The organism is Poseidonocella pacifica (assembly GCF_900111875.1).
Lineage (GTDB): Bacteria > Pseudomonadota > Alphaproteobacteria > Rhodobacterales > Rhodobacteraceae > Poseidonocella > Poseidonocella pacifica.
On record NZ_FOJU01000004.1, the window covers coordinates 132,364 to 150,085 of the forward strand.

The following is a 17,722-nucleotide window of genomic DNA, read 5'->3' on the forward strand; positions in this document are numbered from 1 at the left end:
GTAACAGAGCAGCCGCTATCGAAGGGACCATGAGCATGGATCGGATAGATTGGTCGCGGGTGGACGAGCTGCGCGAGGAGATCGGCGAAGAAGGGTTCGACGAGGTGGTCGAGCTGTTCCTCGAAGAGGTGGATGAGATCATGGCGCGGCTTCGCAGCGGCGCCCTGAACGGGACCGTCGCGCAGGAGATGCACTTTCTGAAGGGTGGTGCGCTCAACCTCGGGTTCGGGGCGCTGGCCGATCTTTGCCGCGAAGGGGAGCGGCGCGCGACTGCGGGCGAACCTGTCGATCTGGGCGAGGTGGTCGCCTGTTACGAGGCGTCGCTGATCCGGTTCCAATCGCGGGTCACGGTCCCGCTCTTCAGACCAGAAACTGCGCCAGAAGTTCGTCATTCGTGATGTCGGTATAGACAAGTCCCGCCGCGTCGAGACGGGCGCGGAACTCCACGAAGTTCTCTGGCCGCAGGGTTTCGATCCCGATCAGGACAGAGCCGAAGTTGCGCGCGGATTTCTTGAGATACTCAAAGCGGGCGATGTCATCCTCGGGGCCGAGGATGTTCAGGAATTCCTTGAGCGCGCCGGGGCGCTGGGGCATGCGCAGGATGAAGTACTTCTTCACCCCCGAGAAGCGCTGGGCGCGTTCCTTGACCTCGGGCAGGCGTTCGAAATCGAAGTTTCCTCCCGATGTGACGCATACGACGGTCTTGCCGCGGATTGATGTTCGCAGATCCTCCAGCACGTCGATCGACAGAGCACCCGCAGGTTCAAGAACGATGCCTTCGAGGTTGAGCATCTCCAGAATGGTGGTGCAGATCCGATCCTCGGGCGCCCGGTGCACATCGGCGGGGGCGATCCCCTTGAGCCGTGCAAAGGGTTTGTCACCGATCCGGGCCACGGCGGCGCCATCGACGAAGTTGTCGACAGGGCGGATCGTGTAGGGCGCGCCTCTGGCCACGGCTTCGGTCAGGCTCGCGCCGCCCGCCGGTTCCACGTAGCTGAAGGCGAGGGCGGGGCCGAAATAGGCGCTGACCCCGGCCGAAAGACCACCACCGCCCACGGGCAGGACCACCCGGTCGGGGAGGGTCGGCAGCTGGGCTTCTATTTCCACCGCGACGCTGGCCTGTCCTTCGATGACGTCTTCATCGTCAAAGGGGGCGAGGAAATGGCCGCCCGCCTCGGCGCAGAAGGTCTTGGCGGCGGCGAGCGTGTCGTCGAAATAATCCCCGGTCAGGCGGATATCGATGTTGTCGCCGCCAAACACCTTGGTCTTGGCGATTTTTTGCTGCGGCGTGGTCACGGGCATGAAGATGACACCGCGCACCCCGAAGTGGCGACAGACAAAGGCGACGCCCTGCGCATGGTTGCCCGCGGACGCGCAGACGAAAAGATCCTGTTCTGGGGCCTGTGCGCGGACCTTGCGCATCGCGTTGAAGGCGCCGCGGATCTTGTAGGAGCGCACGGGGCTGAGATCTTCGCGCTTGAGCCAGATATCGGCGTCAAAGCGGGCAGAGAGGTGTTCATTCCGCTGGCACGGCGTTGGCTCGAACAGCGTGCGAATGGCGGCCTCGGCGGCGCGGGCTTTATCCTGAAACTCGGTCATGTTGCCGGTTTGGCGGGTCGCGCGCCCCGAGGCAAGGCCCTTCAGGACAAATCGCGCTCCTCCACGCAGATGCCATAGAAGGTGGTGATCAGCGACAGGATGAACATGGTATTGAACCACTCAAGGATGGCGGATTGCAAAAAGCCCAGAGCCGGAGCGACGAGGATGAATCCGATCACGATGGCCGATAGCAGGATCGACAGCAGGCATTGCAAGACGAGCACACCGAGGATCGTGAAAATGTAGGGCCGGGTCACATTCCACGAATCGCGGAGCCCGAAGGGATGGCCCACGGCGGCGGCGGGCAGAACAAGAAGGAAGCGCTGCATCGCCCAGAACACCCCGAACATGGCAATGACAAAGAGGGCGATTGCGCCGGGACCGAACCGATCCAGATCAAATATTCCGAACCCTCCGCCCGAGGCGATGAGCGCGGTAAAGAGCGTTATGGCGATCACGGCGGCGATGGTTGCCCCAACTCCCACGATCCATACCTGCAGGGATTTCAGGAAGTAGGAGAGGATGCGGCCACCGTCGAAGGGCGGCAGGAAGCCGGTTTGGGTCTCTTCCAGCAGGACGAATCTGTGCCAAGCCACGCCGGTCCAGAGGGTCGCGATGACGTAGGGAATGATGAGCAGGATGGACCAGATGGTCAGCGTATTGGCCTCCGGGTGAGGCCCGGGACCTTGATCGAGCGTTTGACCATATAGACCGGCGACCAGTGAAACGACCACCAGGGGAAGGGAGATCCGGAACGCAGGTCCGAGATTGCGGAGCAACATGCGCAAGCCATGTTTGAAAATCGCGAAAGCCGTGAAACGCTGTGCCGACATGGAAAATCCTTTGGTCAAATCAGGGCGGACCATGCCTCAAGACGCCGAATCGCGTCAACCGGCCAATCTTGCCCATGCCTGCAAAACCGGATATCCGCGCGGGCAAACACACAGAGGAAAATCGCATGCTCGCGCCCAAGAAAGTCGTTCTCGCCTATTCCGGCGGCCTTGATACTTCGATCATCCTGAAGTGGCTCCAGACCGAGTATGGCTGTGAGGTCGTGACCTTTACCGCCGATCTGGGGCAGGGCGAGGAGCTTGAGCCCGCCCGCAAGAAAGCCGAGATGATGGGGGTCTCGGAGATCTTCATCGAGGACCTGCGCGAAGAGTTCGTGCGCGATTTCGTCTTTCCGATGTTCCGGGCCAATGCGCTCTATGAGGGGCAATACCTGCTGGGCACGTCGATCGCGCGGCCTCTGATTTCCAAGCGGTTGGTGGAGATCGCGGCGGAGACGGGCGCCGATGCGGTGGCGCATGGCGCGACGGGCAAGGGGAACGATCAGGTGCGGTTTGAACTGGCGGCCTATGCGCTGGACCCCGAGATCAAGGTGATCGCGCCTTGGCGGATCTGGGATCTGTCCTCGCGGACCAAGCTGCTGGAATTTGCCGAGGCGCACCAGATCCCCGTGGCCAAGGACAAGCGCGGCGAGGCGCCATTCTCTGTCGATGCGAACCTGTTGCACACCTCCTCCGAGGGCAAGGTTCTGGAAGATCCGGCGGTCGATGCGCCCGATTATGTCTATCAGCGAACCGTGAACCCCGAAGATGCCCCCAATGAGGCGCAATACGTGGAGATCGGATTTTCCCGTGGGGATGCGGTTTCGATCGACGGTGAGGCGCTGAGCCCGGCGGAGGTTCTCACGAAACTCAACGAACTAGGCGGCAAGCATGGGATTGGCCGGCTCGACCTCGTGGAGGGCCGCTTTGTCGGCATGAAGTCGCGCGGGATCTATGAAACGCCGGGCGGCACCATCCTTCTTGAGGCGCACCGCGGGATCGAGAGCATCACCCTGGACCGTGGTGCGATGCACCTCAAGGACGAGTTGATGCCGCGCTATGCGGAACTGGTCTACAATGGCTTCTGGTTCAGCCCAGAGCGCGAAATGTTGCAGGCTGCCATCGACCATTCGCAGGCGATGGTGTCGGGGACCGTGCGGGTCAAACTCTATAAGGGTCTGGCGCGGACGGTGGGCCGCTGGTCCGAGAACTCACTCTATTCAGAAGCGCATGTGACGTTCGAGGACGATGCCGGCGCCTATGATCAGAAGGACGCGGCGGGCTTTATCCAGCTCAACGCGCTCCGGCTCAAGCTGCTGGCGGCGCGCGCGAAGCGGAACCGCTAGGGCGGGGCGAATCGGCGCGGGAGCGATGGCCGCCCCCGCGTCTGTTGGCGTTTGCGCGACTGTGGTGGCCCGCAGGTCGGGGGCGGGCCAACATGCCGTAAACCGGCTAAAATCCGATCTATTAAGGCAGGCTTAAACGACCGGTCCTATGTTCATCCTTGGGTGAAATGAAAGTGGTGGACCGATGGCGAGTGGCAGCAATGTCGCGCCCATCATCATCAAGAGGAAAAAAGTTGTAAGTGGCGACGGGCATCATGGTGGTGCCTGGAAAGTGGCATATGCCGACTTCGTCACGGCAATGATGGCCTTCTTTATGCTGATGTGGCTTTTGAATGCGACAACAGAACAACAAAGAGCCGGAATCGCGGATTACTTCAGTCCGACGATTCCCCTGAGCCCGATTTCGGGCGGTGGTGACGGCGCGTTCGGCGGCAACGATATCTTTGCCGAGATGACGCTTCCCAAGAACGGAATCGGTGCCAGCCAGGACAAGTCGACCGAGGGCGACATGGCCCGCGGCGATGTCGGTCAAGAGGGACAGGCCAAGGATACCGAAGCCTTTGCCGCCGTTGAAGAAGCCTTGCTGGGACAATCGGGCGAGAGCGATGCCCATGATGAGATGCTCCGGCATATCGTCACGCGGGTCACGGACGAAGGACTCGTGATCGAGATCTTTGCACTCGAAGGCGCGCCAATCTTTGAAGAGGGCACCGCGGAGCCGACGGCGATGCTGCGCGATCTGACCGAGATGCTGGCCCGTGTTTTCCGAATTGTTGTCAATGACGTAGCTGTGGAAGGCCATGTTCGCGCCCGTCCATTGGTATTCGAAGACAACCCGATCTGGACTCTGTCGGCGGGACGTGCGGAATCGGTTCGGGGGCTGCTTCAAGGCTCAGGGCTGAAATCCTCAAGGCTGAACCGCGTTACCGGTCATGCGGACCGTGAACCCATCGTGGAGAATCCGATGTCGGTTCGGAACGACCGGGTGGAAGTGATCCTTCTGCGGTCTGGAAGATAGGCCAAGGCGACCTTTCCACCGAGGTTTTGGTGGGGGGGCACCCCGCAACAGTTTTAGATATTAGGTGCCTGTTAAGCACCGCGCGCTACTGCTGTCCGCAACGATGGGGCTCATACAGCAGAAAGGCGTATCATGACCATTTCCTCCTCGCTCAACGCAGGTGTGGCAGGGCTTTCTTCCAATGCAAGCAAGCTCGCAACGATTTCGCAGAACATCGCGAACTCCTCCACCTACGGATACAAGCGCGTAGAGACCGACTTCCATTCGGTTGTGATCGCGGGGGCCGGCGGCTCCTACTCCGCAGGGGGTGTGCGCAGCTCGACCCAGCATCTGGTCGATACCAAGGGCACGCTGATCAACACGACGAATGCAACGGACCTTGCCGTCAAGGGTAGCGGGTTTCTGCCCGTCATGGAGGCCGCACAGCTCGGCACGGGCGAAGACCCGACCATGTTCCTGTCGACAACCGGATCTTTCCGTCCCGACGGCGATGGCTACCTCCGCTCCGAATCCGGGCTGGTCCTGCTCGGCTGGCCGGCTGGCTCTGATGGAACCATTCCGGCGTATCCGCGCGATACGGCCACCGGTCTTGAGCCGCTACAGATCAGCACCGGTACATTCTCCGCAGAGCCGACCACGGAGATGTCGATCGCGGTCAACCTGCCCTCTACCGATACCGAAGCGGGCGGCACCGGCGATTCGAGCGCGGTTTCCGTCGAGTATTTCGACAACCTCGGTGGCTCCGACACACTGGACCTGACATTCACGCCGACAATCCCCGGCTCGGGGTCCTCGAACGAATGGACCATGGCAATCTCGGATGCCGCGCTGGGCGGGGCGGTCATCGGTGAATACGTCCTGACATTCGATGACAGCCGAACTGGCGGCGGCACGCTTCTGTCGGTGGCCGATGCGACGGGTAACCCGGGCACGAGCTATGACCCCGCCACCGGCGCCCTAACGGTCACCACGGCGAGCGGTGATATCGAAATCAATATTGGCGAGCCCGGTGATGCCGATGGCATGACCCAGCTTGCGGGCACCTTCGCGCCCGTGAACATTTCCAAGGATGGTGTGCCGGTCGGCAACATGATCTCGGTCGAAGTGGATGAGAAGGGTTTCGTGAACGGCGTCTTTGATACCGGCATTTCCCGCACCTTGTACCAGATCCCTCTGGTCGATCTTCCGAACCCCAACGGGATGTTGGCGCTGGATGGTCAGATCTACCTTCCTACCGCCGAAAGCGGCAGCTTCTTCCTGTTGAATGCGGGTGAGGGGTCGGTCGGCGAGGTGGTGTCATTCGCTCGGGAGCAATCCACCACGGATGTCGCCGGCGAACTGACGGACCTGATCCAGACGCAGCGCGCCTATTCGACCAACGCCAAGGTCATTCAGACCGTGGACGAGATGTTGCAGGAAACAACCAACATCAAGCGCTGATCCAGCGCGCCCGTCCGTTCCGCTAGCCGTGTGAGGCCTGACTATGTCGATTTCTTCTTCTCTACAGAATGCCCTGAGCGGCCTTACTGCGGCGGCAAAATCTGCGCAGGCCGTATCCTCGAACATGTCGAACGTCATGACCGAAGGATATGGCGTGCGGGAGGTCGGTCTTTCGGCCAATTCCTCCGTGGGTTCGGGCGGGGTCAAGGTCACGGGGATCATCCGAAATGTCGATCCCGTCGTCCTTGCCGATCGCCGCGTCGCCGATGCGGAGCTTGCCAACAAGGAGGTCCTCTCGGCGTATATGACGCGGCTTGAGGGGGCCTTCGGAATTCCTGACGATGCGGATTCGCTGACTGCGCAGATGAACAGCTTTGAATCCGCGCTCATTGCCGCGGCCAGCCGACCAGATTCTGAACCTCGGCTGCGCCAGGTTCACGACGCGGCCGTCAACCTGACCGATACGATGAATGGCCTGTCCGAGGATATTCAGACGATGCGCGCGCAGGCCGACCGTGCCATCGAGAACGAAGTCACGCTGCTCAACCAGAAGCTCGAACAGGTGCAGCTTCTCAATCGGCAGATCACCCGTGCGGTGGCGACGGGCGGCACGACGGCAGCCTTGCATGACCAACGCCAGACAGTGATCGACGACATCAACGAGATTGTCCCGGTCAAACTCATGAGCCGCCCGCGCGAGGCGGTGGCGTTGTTGTCCGCAGGGGGAATGGTGCTGCTCGATACAAATCCCGTTGAGATCGATTTCACGGCGTCCAACGCCGTCGAAGCAGATATGACGTTGGATGCGGGATCGCTCTCGGCGCTCTATGTCAACGGCAACGAGACCAACGGAACCGACAGCGGACAGCTCGGGGGCGGAAAGCTCTCGGCCTTGTTCAATATCCGCGACGACATGATGGTCGAAGCGCAGGGCAAGGTAGATGCGCTTGCCCGTGATCTCATGGAGCGGTTCGAGGATACGGACGTCGATTTCACACTCACGGCCGGCGACCCCGGTCTGTTTACCGACAAGGGCAATGCATTCGACGCGTCCCTTGAGCTTGGCGTTGCCGCGCGTATCCAGATCAACGATTCGGTCAACCCGGACGAAGGCGGTGAGATCTGGCGCTTCCGCGATGGTGTAAACGCCGTGGCCCAAGGCAATTCGGGCATGAGCGACATCCTTCAGGCGGGCGCACGGGCACTGGCGGAGCAGGTCTCCCCAAACTCGCCGAATGCAAGCGCAGTGGCGCGCACCTCATCCGCGATGGCCTCCGATATCCTGTCATTCTTTGGCGTCGCACGGCAGGGCGTGGAGGCGGATGTCTCCTTTGCCGCCGCGCGCCAGAACGAACTCAGCCTTCTTCAGATGGAGGGGGGTGTCGACACCGATCAAGAAACGCAAAAGCTCATGTTGATCGAGCAAAGCTATCAAGCCAACGCGCGCGTCATCCAGGTCATCGATGAGATGATGGACGCAATCTTGAGGATCTGACCATGAATATCTCCTCGCTCGGCGATCTCGCCCAATCTTATGTCACCCGCAAACGAAATGCGGAAATCCGGCAGGATATCAACACCCTGACCGATCAGCTGGCATCCAACAGGATCAGCGATCTCGCCGCCTCTTTGCAGGGTGATTTCGGACAACTTGCCAGCCTTGAACGCTCTCTGACGACCCTCGATACCTATCAGGTAGCGACGAACGAAGCGGCATTTTTCATGGAGACGCAGCAGCTCACCTTGGAAAATGTCATGGGTGGGCTGGATACGGCCGTGGAGGCGATGCTTACCGCGGCCAACTCCACCTTCTCCTCGGTTCTCAACGCGGCGTCGATCGAAGCGGACACGCAATTCAAAACGCTGGTCTCCTCATTGAACGTTCCGGCGGGTGGGCGCTCGCTCTTCTCCGGGGATGCGACCGGGGATCCGGCACTTCGTCCCGCGCAGGAAATCCTCGATGAGCTAAGTACGCTCGTCTCTGGGATGACCGATCTCGATTCCATCGAGACAGCACTGGACACATGGTTCAAGGATCCGGCGGGGGGCTATGAAACCTGGGCCTATACCGGTTCGACCGATGAAATGGAGCCCTTCATGATCGGCGATGGCCGCGAGGTCGGTCCCGGGGTCACGGCGCTTGATGGCGGCATTCGAGATACACTCAAGGCGCTGGCGATGGGCGCATTGATGAAAGACAATCTCGTGACGTCGAACATCACCCTGCGTGGGCAAGTTCTCGGTCGCACGGCTGAACTCGGCCTGTCGTCGAAGGCCACATTGACCGATACGCGCTCCAAGGTGGGGACGGTGCAGGCGCAGTTGGAATACCAGACCACGCGGATTTCCGCGGAGCACTCGGCCTTCTCCATCGCGCGATCGCTTCTGGTGACTGCCGACCCGTTCGAAACGGCGACATTGCTCGAGAACGCTCAGTTCCAGCTTGAGTCGCTTTATGTTGCCACGGCCAGTTCCTCACGGCTGTCCCTTATGGATTACCTGATGTGATGATCATGTTGCGCGCCCTGACCCTGTTCCTCGCCCTGACGCTGACCTTTCACGCATCGGTCGGGGAGGCTGGCCCGATCCGGATCAAGGACCTCGTCGAATTCGACGGCGTTCGTGGCAACGATCTTGTGGGATACGGCCTCGTTGTCGGTCTCAACGGGACGGGAGATGGTTTGCGCAACTCCCCCTTCACCGAAGAAATCATGTCGAACATCCTCGAACGGCTCGGCGTCAACGTGGCGGGCGAACAGTTCAGGGCGCGAAACGTGGCTGCGGTGATCGTCACCGGGACCCTCCCGCCATTTTCGCGAACGGGCGGCCAGATCGATGTGACCGTCTCGGCGATCGGGGATGCCAGCAGCTTGCTCGGCGGGACCCTGATCATGACCCCTCTCAATGCTGCCGATGGCCAGATCTATGCGGTGGCGCAAGGAACGATCATCGCCGGCGGTGCGGTCGCAGAGGGCGAAGCCGCGCAAGTTGTGCAAGGCGTCCCTACGGCTGGTGTCATTCCTGCGGGGGCCCGCGTCGAACGCGAAGTGGAATTCGACTTTGCCGGACTCAGCAGTATCCGCCTCGCCTTGCGTACACCGGATTTCACCACTGCCGCGCGGATCGAACAGGCGATCAACAGCGAATTTGGCCGGGGTATCGCCGCGATGACGGATGCGGGGACCGTACGCCTTGATGTCGATGGCGCGCGCATGCGTTCTCCGGCGCATGTGCTTGGCCGTGTCGAAAATATTCTCGTCGAGCCTGAGCGAAAGGCCCGCGTGGTCGTCGATCAACGCTCCGGTACGATCGTGATGGGCGAAGATGTCCGGATCAGCCGCGTGGCGGTGTCACAGGGCAATCTGACCTTACGTATCGAGGAGGCGCCGCTTGTGGTACAGCCCAACCCCTTCGCCGAGGGCGAAACGGTGGTTGTGCCGCGAACCAATGCGCAGATCGAGGAAGAGCTAGGGATCGGCTTGGCCGAAGTGCCAGACGGGACATCCCTGTCGGAGGTCATTGCCGGTCTAAACGCCTTGGGCGTGGCGCCGCGCGACATGATCGATATCCTCAAGAGCATCAAGGCGGCTGGCGCACTGCATGCTGAATTCGTTGTTCGCTAGGTGAAGGCCGGGTCGGACCCGACATTTTCTCTCACCAGCTAAGCAGCGTCTTAACCCCTGTTCTCCATGGTGATAGCCAGATTGGCTAGGGTTCCTGTTATGATTGATCGGTTTATCTGCGCGCTCAAATCTCGGTATGAGTATATCCTCGTCGTCTGTTGCGCGGTCGCGGTGTATCTGACGCTGCGGTCACTCGGTGCGATCGAAGCCTTCGATTATTTTGTTCACGAGCGGAATCATCTGTCCCACAAGGAGATGGTTCCCATCGCCTTGACCACCAGCGTCACGATGATGATCCTGCTGCTGATACGCGACCGGAAACTATCGACAGAGATTTTGGTGCGACGTCGAGCTGAGCGCCGGGCGGAGCTTCTCGCGCGGAACGATCTTTTGACGGGTCTGGCCAACAGGCGGTACTTTGTCGAAGATATCGCAGCCCGTATCCGGGAGCAGGTGGATACCAATCTGATCCCCGTGGTCATGGTTCTTGATCTGGATTCCTTCAAGCACATCAATGATATACATGGTCACGCGATCGGTGATCTTCTGTTGCAGCGCGTGGCGGATCAGCTCAAGATCGCTTGCGGTGACGGGGAATTGGTCGCCCGGCTGGGCGCCGATGAATTTGGTGTCTCGGCGGCGTTCGAGCGATCCGATCATGTCTATGTTTCCGCGCTTGCTCATCGCCTGCGTGATGCGGTGACCCAGCGGTTCACCATTGAGGGTCTGGAGATCGATGTGGAGACAAGCATCGGGATCGCCACGCAGGTCGGGGCGCTCTCGGTCGGCGATCTGGTCAAAAACGCGGATCAGGCAATGTATCGCGCCAAACGGGACGGACGTAATCGTATCGCCCATTTCGATGAGGCATTGGGAGAGCATTTGCGAATTCGCGCTGGGCTGGAGGCGGATCTTCGTCGGGCGATTCGCGAGAAGGAGTTCCACCCGCATTTCCAGCCTATGGTGACCTTGGCGGACAACAGGATCCGAGGTTTTGAGGTTTTGGCCCGGTGGCACCATCCCCGGCAAGGCGTGTTGCCCCCGTCCGAGTTCATCGACATTGCGGAAGATATTGGCCTGATCGGACAGCTCGGCTCCGTCGTGCTGGGAAAGGCCTGTCTCGCGGCGCGCGATTGGGATCCGTCGCTGACACTGTCCTTCAACTTGTCGCCGGTGCAGTTCAAGGACCGTAATCTTGTTCGCTCTATCGCAAAGACACTTCAGGAAACTGGCTTCCCGCCCGAGCGGTTCGAGGTCGAATTCACCGAAGGCGCGTTGATCCACGAATTCCAAGCAGCGACCAAGGTGATCAATGCGCTCAAGGCAGAGAAGATCAAGATCGCGCTGGACGATTTCGGCACGGGCTACTCCAGCCTCACCACATTGCGCCAGTTGCCCTTCGACAAGGTCAAGATCGACCGGAGCCTTGTCACCAACGGACGGCAGGACACGGAGAATGCGAAGATTGTCCTGGGGATAGTCAACCTCGCCCAGACCCTCGGCCTGATCGCGACCGCCGAAGGGATAGAGACGCAGGATGACGAGGTCTGGCTGCGCAGCATCGGGTGTGAGCAAGGGCAAGGGTTCCTCTACGCAAAGGCCATGTCGTGCGAGGATGTCTCCTGGTTCCTTGAACTCAGGGGAGAGACCGATGTCGGCGCATCTATGCCCATGACCTGGCCCGGCCGAGAGGCCGGCTAGGGCGCTGGGATTTCCGGGGGGGTGCCTCCGGTGATCTGGGTGATCCAATCCGCAGCGGTACGCACTCTGCGGCCAAGAAGCGGGATGTTTCCATCGTCAAAACGGGCGCTTGGTCCTGAGATGGAGATACCCGCCCGCACATCACCGCGATTGTTGAAGATCGGCGCTCCGATGCAGGACATGCCGACGTGCCGTTCGTCACGGTCGAAGGACCATCCGCGTTCCCGTGTCAGGTGCAGATCGGCAAAGAGCGCGTCTTTGGTGACAAGCGTCGTCTCGGTAAATTGCGGCAAACCTTGCCTCGTCAGGATCTGGACAACCTGCGCTTCGCTCATCGCGGCGAGGATCGCCTTGCCGGTGCCGGAGGCGTGCATCTTGGTCCGTGTGCCCGGCTGAAAGAAGGCCCTGATAGGGTTGCGGGTTTCGACCTGTCCGATGAACACCACTTCGCCCCCGTCGGGAATCGCGAGATTTGCGGTTTCGCCGCTTTCTTCCATAAGATCGCGCATCGCGGGGCGCGCGGCATCCACGAGTTGGGTCTGTACGAGATAGGCACTTCCCGTCCGGTATGCTTCGAGACCGACTTTCCAACTCTGTGTCGCCTCTTCGAAATCCACGAAACCTCGGGAGTGCAATGTGGTCAGGATGCGATAGGCGGTGGCGGTAGGGATTCCGACCTCCAACGCAAGATCGGTGAGCTTCACGCGGCCCTGAGCGGCGAGGCTTTGCAGCACCGATAACGCGCGATCCAGCGCCTGAATGCTGCCCGTAGCGGCGGCGGGCCCTCTGGGGCGCCCACGGCCACGTCTTTCGCCTTTTCGGTCATCCAAGGTGGTCGACATGCCAGACTCACACTGAAAATTTTTTTCAGCATACCGCAGCATCCAATATTTCGTAAAATGAAAATCACAGCATTTCAGCGATCTACGCGGAAAACACAAAAATGAAATCGTTTTTCAAAAAAATTGCAAGCACGGCTAAGTTGACCTATGGTCAGGAAAAAATGCGGAGGAGCTTACCATGTCAGACCAGAATCCGGTCTTTATTCCGGGCCCCACAAATATTCCCGACCGTTTGCGCATGGCGATGTCCATGCAGACAAAAGACCATCGCGCGCCCGATTTCGTGGAGACGTTCGCCCCCGTTCTCGAAGATACAAAGCGGGTCTTTGGCACCGCGGAGGGGGAAATCATTCTCTTTCCCGGAAGCGGTACCGGAGGGTGGGAAGCGGCGATCACCAACACGCTTTCTCCGGGCGATGCGGTTCTGATCGCGCGCTATGGCATGTTCTCCCACAAATGGATCGACATGTGTGAGCGGCACGGGCTCGATGTGCGCGTTGTGGAATGCCCTTGGGGAGAAGGCGCGCCAGCCGAGCGCTTTGGGGAGATTCTTGCCGATGATACCGCCGGAGAGATCAAGGCGGTGCTCGTCACACATAACGAAACCGCAACGGGCGTCATGAGTGACATCTCCTTGGTGCGCAAGGCAATGGACGGTGCAAATCACGATGCACTCCTTCTTGTGGATTGCGTCAGTTCGCTGGCCTGCGTTCCGTTCGAGATGGATGCATGGGGTGTCGATATCGCGGTCAGCGGTTCCCAAAAAGGGTTCATGCTTCAGACGGGCATGGCGATCCTGGGGGTGAGTCAAAAGGCTCTGAACACGATGGAAGGCGCGAAACTGCCTCGCACCTATTTTGATTTCCGTGACATGCGCAAAGCCTACGTCGGTGGCGGCTATCCCTACACGCCCCCAGTGCAACTCATCCAGGGGCTGCGAACCAGCCTCGATATGCTTTTCGAGGAAGGGTTGGGCGCGGTCTATGATCGGCATGTTCGTCTTGCCGAAGGGGTGCGGCGTGCCGCGTCGGCTTGGGGGCTGTCACTTTGCGCCGCGCGGCCGGAACTGTACTCACAAACGGTCAGCGCCATTTACGTACCCTCGGGATTCGACAGCAATGCGCTGACAGAGCATGCTTATCGTGCCTATGGTGTCTCATTCGGCGTTGGCCTTGGGGAAATGAACGGCAAGGCGTTCCGGATCGGCCATCTCGGCATGCTGACGGATGTCATGGTTCTGTCTGGGTTGGCGACCATCGAAATGGCGATGGCGGATCTCGGCTATCCCATCGAACTGGGCTCGGGCGTGGCTGCGGCACAAGAACACTATCGGGCGTCGCGCGCCAATGCGCTGCGTTCAGCAGCATGAGGAGGATCTGAGAATGCTCGACAAGGTACCGGCCGCCAGTCTGACGCTGGACGATGTCATTGCCGCTCATGAGCGCATTGCCCCCTATGTGCACCGTACCCCAGTCCTCACCTCCAGTTATCTCAATGAACTGACCGGGGCGGAGTTGTTCTTCAAATGCGAGAACTTCCAGAAGGCGGGTGCCTTCAAGGTTCGGGGTGCGTGCAATGCTGTCTTTGGGCTTTCTGACGAAATGGCCAAACGGGGCGTCGCGACGCATTCGAGCGGCAATCACGCGCTTTCCCTGTCGTACGCGGCGGGCCGGCGTGGAATTCCCTGCCATGTCGTGATGCCGCGCACAGCGCCAGAAGCCAAGAAGGCAGCCGTGCGGGGCTATGGGGGGCAAATCACGGAATGTGAACCCTCCACAACATCAAGAGAAGCGGTCTTTGCCGAAGTAGAGGCGCGCACGGGCGCTGAATTCGTGCACCCCTACAACGATCCGCGCGTTATCTGTGGACAGGCGACGTGCTCCCGCGAGTTGCTTGATCAGGTTGCGGGGCTTGATGCGGTCATTGCGCCGATCGGGGGGGGCGGAATGGTGTCGGGCACCTGTCTCACGCTTTCAAACATCGCTCCGGAAATGGAAATCTACGCGGCCGAACCTGAGCAGGCCGACGATGCCTATCGAAGCTTCAAGGCGGGGCACATCATCGCCGATGATGCGCCTGAAACGATCGCGGACGGGCTCAAGGTGCCGCTCAAGGACAACACCTGGCATTTCGTGTCGAACCATGTGACCGATATCCTGACCGCGAGCGAAGAAGAGATCATCGACGCGATGAAGCTGACCTGGCAGCGGATGAAGATCGTCATCGAGGCGAGCTGCGCCGTGCCGCTCGCCACCATACTGAAGAACCCGGAAGTGTTCCGCGGCAAGCGCGTCGGGGTGATCATCACCGGCGGCAATGTGGACATGAACAAGCTTCCCTGGATCGAAGGCTGAGGAGGACGACCAATGAACCAGCAAGTGAACATAGACGAACTCGAGGTGGGCTTCGACATTCCCGCCGCCATCGGGATGAGCGAGGATGAAATCCAGACCCCTTGTCTGGTGCTCGATCTCGATGCGCTTGAACGCAATATCAAGAAGATGGGCGATTGGGCCAAGGAGCATGGGGTTCGCCACCGGGTGCACGGCAAGATGCACAAATCCGTGGATGTGGCGAAACTTCAGGAATCTCTTGGCGGTTCCTGCGGCGTCTGCTGCCAGAAAGTGTCGGAGGCGGAAGTGTTCGCCCGTGGCGGCATCAAGGATGTGCTCGTCTCCAATCAAGTCCGTGATCCGGCCAAGATCGACCGTCTGGCGCGCCTGCCAAAGCTCGGGGCGCGCACGATCGTTTGCGTCGATGACGTGGAGAACGTCGCCGATCTGTCCGCTGGCGCACAGAAACATGGCACCGAGATCGAGTGTCTGGTGGAGATCGATTGCGGCGCGGGGCGTTGCGGTGTGACCACGACGCCCGCAGTGATCGAGATTGCCAAAGCCATCGACGCCGCACCGGGGCTCAAGTTTTCCGGCATCCAAGCCTATCAAGGCGCAATGCAGCACATCGACAGCTATGATGAGCGCAAGGCCAAGATCGACACCGCCGTCGCCATGGTGCGCGATGCCGTGGATGGACTGAAGGCCGAGGGTCTGGAATGCGACATCGTCGGTGGAGGAGGAACCGGATCTTACTATTTCGAAGGAACCTCGGGCGTCTATAATGAGCTGCAGTGCGGCTCCTATGCTTTCATGGATGCCGATTACGGGCGTATCCTGGACAAGGACGGCAAGCGGATCGATCAGGGGGAATGGGAAAACGCTCTCTTCATCCTGACCAGCGTCATGAGCCACGCGAAGTCGGACAAAGCGATTGTTGATGCCGGTCTCAAGGCACAATCGGTGGATAGTGGCCTGCCCACCGTTTTTGGTCGGGACGATGTCAAATACATCAAGTGTTCCGATGAACATGGCGTGGTCGAGGACGGGCAGGGCGTGCTGAAGGCGAACGACAAGCTGAGGCTTGTGCCGGGGCATTGTGATCCGACCTGCAACGTTCACGATTGGTACGTCGGCGTACGAGGCGGCAAGGTCGAAACGCTTTGGCCCGTGAGTGCGCGCGGCAAGGCTTATTGAGATATCGGGGCGGGATCAGCATCCCGCCCATTCCTGAACAAAGAGAAGAATTCATGATTATTGTCCCCGAAAACAAAATCGGAGACCTGATGACCCGCGCGGATAGCTTCGCTGCGGTCGAAAAGGTCTTCGCCTCGATGGCCAAGGGTAGCGCCTACAACTTCCCCGTTATTCGAGAGGCCATCGGCCATGCGGATGCGCTCTATGGATTCAAATCGGGTTTTGACCGGTCGGAGTTGGTTCTTGGGCTGAAATCCGGCGGATTCTGGCCGGGCAACATGGAGAAGGGGCTGACCAATCACCAGTCGACCGTTTTTCTGTTCGATGCGGATACGGGCAAGTGCAAGGCTGTGGTGGGTGGTAACCTGCTCACTGCGCTCAGAACGGCGGCGGCCTCGGCTGTGTCGATCAAATATCTCGCGCCAAAGGGTGCCAAGGTGCTCGGCATGATCGGCGCTGGCCACCAATCGGCCTTTCAGATGCGGGCCGCGGCGGAGCAGCGCGATTTCGAGAAGGTCATCGGATGGAATGTCGATCCGGCCATGCTCTCCCGGTTGGAGGAGACGGCGGCGGAGATCGGGCTTCCCTTTGAGGCGGTCGATCTGGACCGGCTGGGCGCAGAGGCCGATACGATCATCACCATCACATCGTCCTTCGACGCGATCCTGATGGATGCACAGGTAACTGGCGGCACGCATATTGCCTGTATGGGTACCGATACAAAGGGGAAACAGGAAGTCGATGCCGCGCTTGTCGGTCGTGCGACTGTGTTCACCGATGAGGTCGCACAGTCGATCAGTATTGGTGAGGCTCAGCATGCTGTTGCGAATGGAGTGCTGAAGGAAGCAGACATTGCGCAGATCGGAGCGGTCATCAACGGTGATCACCCGGGGCGTACCAGCGACGATGAACTGACCCTCTTTGACGGAACCGGGGTCGGGCTTCAGGATCTTGCTGTAGCAGATGCCGTGGTTAAGCGCGCTGTAGAGGCGGGCGTGGCCGTCGAAGTCGATTTTTGAATAGAAAGTAGGGGCGGCCCGCGCCGCCCCATTCGCTACAGATAGCTGCGAACCAGCGCCTCTGAGATCAGGCTCCATCCATCGGCGACCACGAAGAAGGCCAGCTTGAAGGGCATGGAAACCACAACTGGGGGAACCATCATCATGCCCATGGACATGAGAATGGCGGCGACCACCAGATCGATGATCAGGAACGGCATGAAGATCAAGAAGCCGATCTGAAACGCGCGTTCGATTTCCGACAGCAGGAAGGACGGAACCAGAAGCGACAGCGGCGCATCGGCCCGGTCCCCCGGTAGCTCTATACTTGGCCGCAGAGTGGCGAGGGATTCGAAGGTATCCGGAGAGACCCGCCCCCCCATGAACTGCCGGAAAGGCTCTACGGTTCGCGTGAACGCTTCTTCGACCGAGATCTCTTCGGCGAAAAGCGGCGTGAGGCCGGATTCCCATGCGGCGGTGAACGTCGGCTCCATTATGAAATAGGTCAGGAAGAGAGCGAGGCTCACCAGCAGCATGTTGGGTGGTGATTGTTGCAGACCGATGGCTTGTCTGAGAATCGCCAATACGGTGACGAGAAAAGGAAAGCACGTCACCATTATGGCAAGCCCCGGAACGAGGCTCAGCACCGTGAGCAGGATCAGCAATTGGACCGAGCGCGCGGCGACCGAGCCATCATCGCCCAGAGACAGCGAGATATCTTGCGCATGGGCGGGCAAGGCCGCCACAAACAGCGCAAATACCGCCGTGAAAAATGTGATCCGCATTGTCATAATG

At 60.0% G+C, this 17,722-nt stretch carries 16 protein-coding genes; 12 read left to right on the forward strand and 4 right to left on the reverse strand.

Annotation, left to right across the window (positions count from 1 at the left end):
* Nucleotides 1-35: 35 nt before the first annotated feature.
* Nucleotides 36-398, forward strand: a complete 363-nt coding sequence (locus tag BM234_RS12570) for an Hpt domain-containing protein (RefSeq protein ID WP_092065504.1) — start codon at nucleotides 36-38, stop codon at nucleotides 396-398.
* Here the strand turns inward: BM234_RS12570 and ilvA are convergent.
* Together ilvA and BM234_RS12580 are read right to left on the reverse strand one after the other, a co-directional pair.
* The gene (gene ilvA, locus BM234_RS12575) at nucleotides 361-1,599 is read right to left on the reverse strand and encodes a threonine ammonia-lyase IlvA (RefSeq protein WP_092065506.1); all 1,239 of its coding nucleotides are present in this window, start codon (nucleotides 1,597-1,599) and stop codon (nucleotides 361-363) included. The two genes, BM234_RS12570 and ilvA, sit on opposite strands and share 38 nt — an antisense overlap.
* 41 nt (nucleotides 1,600-1,640) lie before the next feature.
* On the reverse strand, nucleotides 1,641-2,432 hold the full coding sequence (locus tag BM234_RS12580) for a hypothetical protein (protein ID WP_092065508.1): 792 nt from the start codon (nucleotides 2,430-2,432) through the stop codon (nucleotides 1,641-1,643).
* Nucleotides 2,433-2,557: 125 nt separating this feature from the next.
* Between BM234_RS12580 and BM234_RS12585 the strand changes: the two genes are divergently transcribed.
* The 7 genes from BM234_RS12585 (at nucleotide 2,558) to BM234_RS12615 (ending at nucleotide 11,557) form a co-directional block, all read left to right on the forward strand.
* Entirely contained in the window at nucleotides 2,558-3,775 is a 1,218-nt protein-coding gene (locus BM234_RS12585; RefSeq protein ID WP_092065510.1) for an argininosuccinate synthase, read from the forward strand.
* A gap of 184 nt (nucleotides 3,776-3,959) precedes the next feature.
* A complete protein-coding gene (locus BM234_RS12590) occupies nucleotides 3,960-4,793 on the forward strand; it encodes a flagellar motor protein MotB (protein ID WP_092065512.1) in 834 nt (277 codons plus the stop codon).
* A 132-nt stretch (nucleotides 4,794-4,925) separates the two neighbouring features.
* Nucleotides 4,926-6,233, forward strand: a complete 1,308-nt coding sequence (locus tag BM234_RS12595) for a flagellar hook protein FlgE (protein WP_092065514.1) — start codon at nucleotides 4,926-4,928, stop codon at nucleotides 6,231-6,233.
* Between the two features lie 43 nt (nucleotides 6,234-6,276).
* Nucleotides 6,277-7,728, forward strand: coding sequence for a flagellar hook-associated protein FlgK (gene flgK, locus BM234_RS12600; RefSeq protein ID WP_092065516.1), 1,452 nt, complete (start codon nucleotides 6,277-6,279; stop codon nucleotides 7,726-7,728).
* Nucleotides 7,729-7,730: 2 nt separating this feature from the next.
* Nucleotides 7,731-8,741 (forward strand): flagellin, encoded by a 1,011-nt coding sequence (locus BM234_RS12605; protein ID WP_092065518.1) that lies wholly within the window; start codon nucleotides 7,731-7,733, stop codon nucleotides 8,739-8,741.
* A 5-nt stretch (nucleotides 8,742-8,746) separates the two neighbouring features.
* On the forward strand, nucleotides 8,747-9,856 hold the full coding sequence (locus tag BM234_RS12610) for a flagellar basal body P-ring protein FlgI (protein WP_092066039.1): 1,110 nt from the start codon (nucleotides 8,747-8,749) through the stop codon (nucleotides 9,854-9,856).
* A 99-nt stretch (nucleotides 9,857-9,955) separates the two neighbouring features.
* The gene (locus tag BM234_RS12615; protein ID WP_175501269.1) at nucleotides 9,956-11,557 is read left to right on the forward strand and encodes a putative bifunctional diguanylate cyclase/phosphodiesterase; all 1,602 of its coding nucleotides are present in this window, start codon (nucleotides 9,956-9,958) and stop codon (nucleotides 11,555-11,557) included.
* Here BM234_RS12615 and BM234_RS12620 read toward each other — a convergent pair.
* Nucleotides 11,554-12,399, reverse strand: a complete 846-nt coding sequence (locus BM234_RS12620) for an IclR family transcriptional regulator (RefSeq protein WP_092065522.1) — start codon at nucleotides 12,397-12,399, stop codon at nucleotides 11,554-11,556. The two genes, BM234_RS12615 and BM234_RS12620, sit on opposite strands and share 4 nt — an antisense overlap.
* 178 nt (nucleotides 12,400-12,577) lie before the next feature.
* On the opposite strand from BM234_RS12620, the gene bhcA reads away from it, so the two are divergent.
* From bhcA to bhcD, 4 genes are read left to right on the forward strand one after another with little or no spacing between them, the layout of a single operon-like run.
* Complete coding sequence (gene bhcA, locus BM234_RS12625; RefSeq protein ID WP_092065524.1) at nucleotides 12,578-13,768, forward strand: L-aspartate--glyoxylate aminotransferase BhcA; 1,191 nt, start codon at nucleotides 12,578-12,580, stop codon at nucleotides 13,766-13,768.
* 13 nt (nucleotides 13,769-13,781) lie between these two features.
* Nucleotides 13,782-14,753 (forward strand): beta-hydroxyaspartate dehydratase BhcB, encoded by a 972-nt coding sequence (gene bhcB, locus BM234_RS12630; protein ID WP_092065526.1) that lies wholly within the window; start codon nucleotides 13,782-13,784, stop codon nucleotides 14,751-14,753.
* 12 nt (nucleotides 14,754-14,765) lie between these two features.
* A complete protein-coding gene (gene bhcC / locus BM234_RS12635; RefSeq protein ID WP_092065528.1) occupies nucleotides 14,766-15,929 on the forward strand; it encodes a 3-hydroxy-D-aspartate aldolase BhcC in 1,164 nt (387 codons plus the stop codon).
* Nucleotides 15,930-15,982: 53 nt separating this feature from the next.
* Nucleotides 15,983-16,948: an iminosuccinate reductase BhcD gene (bhcD, locus tag BM234_RS12640; protein ID WP_092065530.1), complete on the forward strand. Its 966-nt coding sequence runs from the start codon at nucleotides 15,983-15,985 to the stop codon at nucleotides 16,946-16,948.
* A 35-nt stretch (nucleotides 16,949-16,983) separates the two neighbouring features.
* Here bhcD and fliP read toward each other — a convergent pair whose 3' ends face one another.
* Nucleotides 16,984-17,712, reverse strand: coding sequence for a flagellar type III secretion system pore protein FliP (gene fliP / locus BM234_RS12645; RefSeq protein ID WP_092066041.1), 729 nt, complete (start codon nucleotides 17,710-17,712; stop codon nucleotides 16,984-16,986).
* Nucleotides 17,713-17,722: the final 10 nt, after the last annotated feature.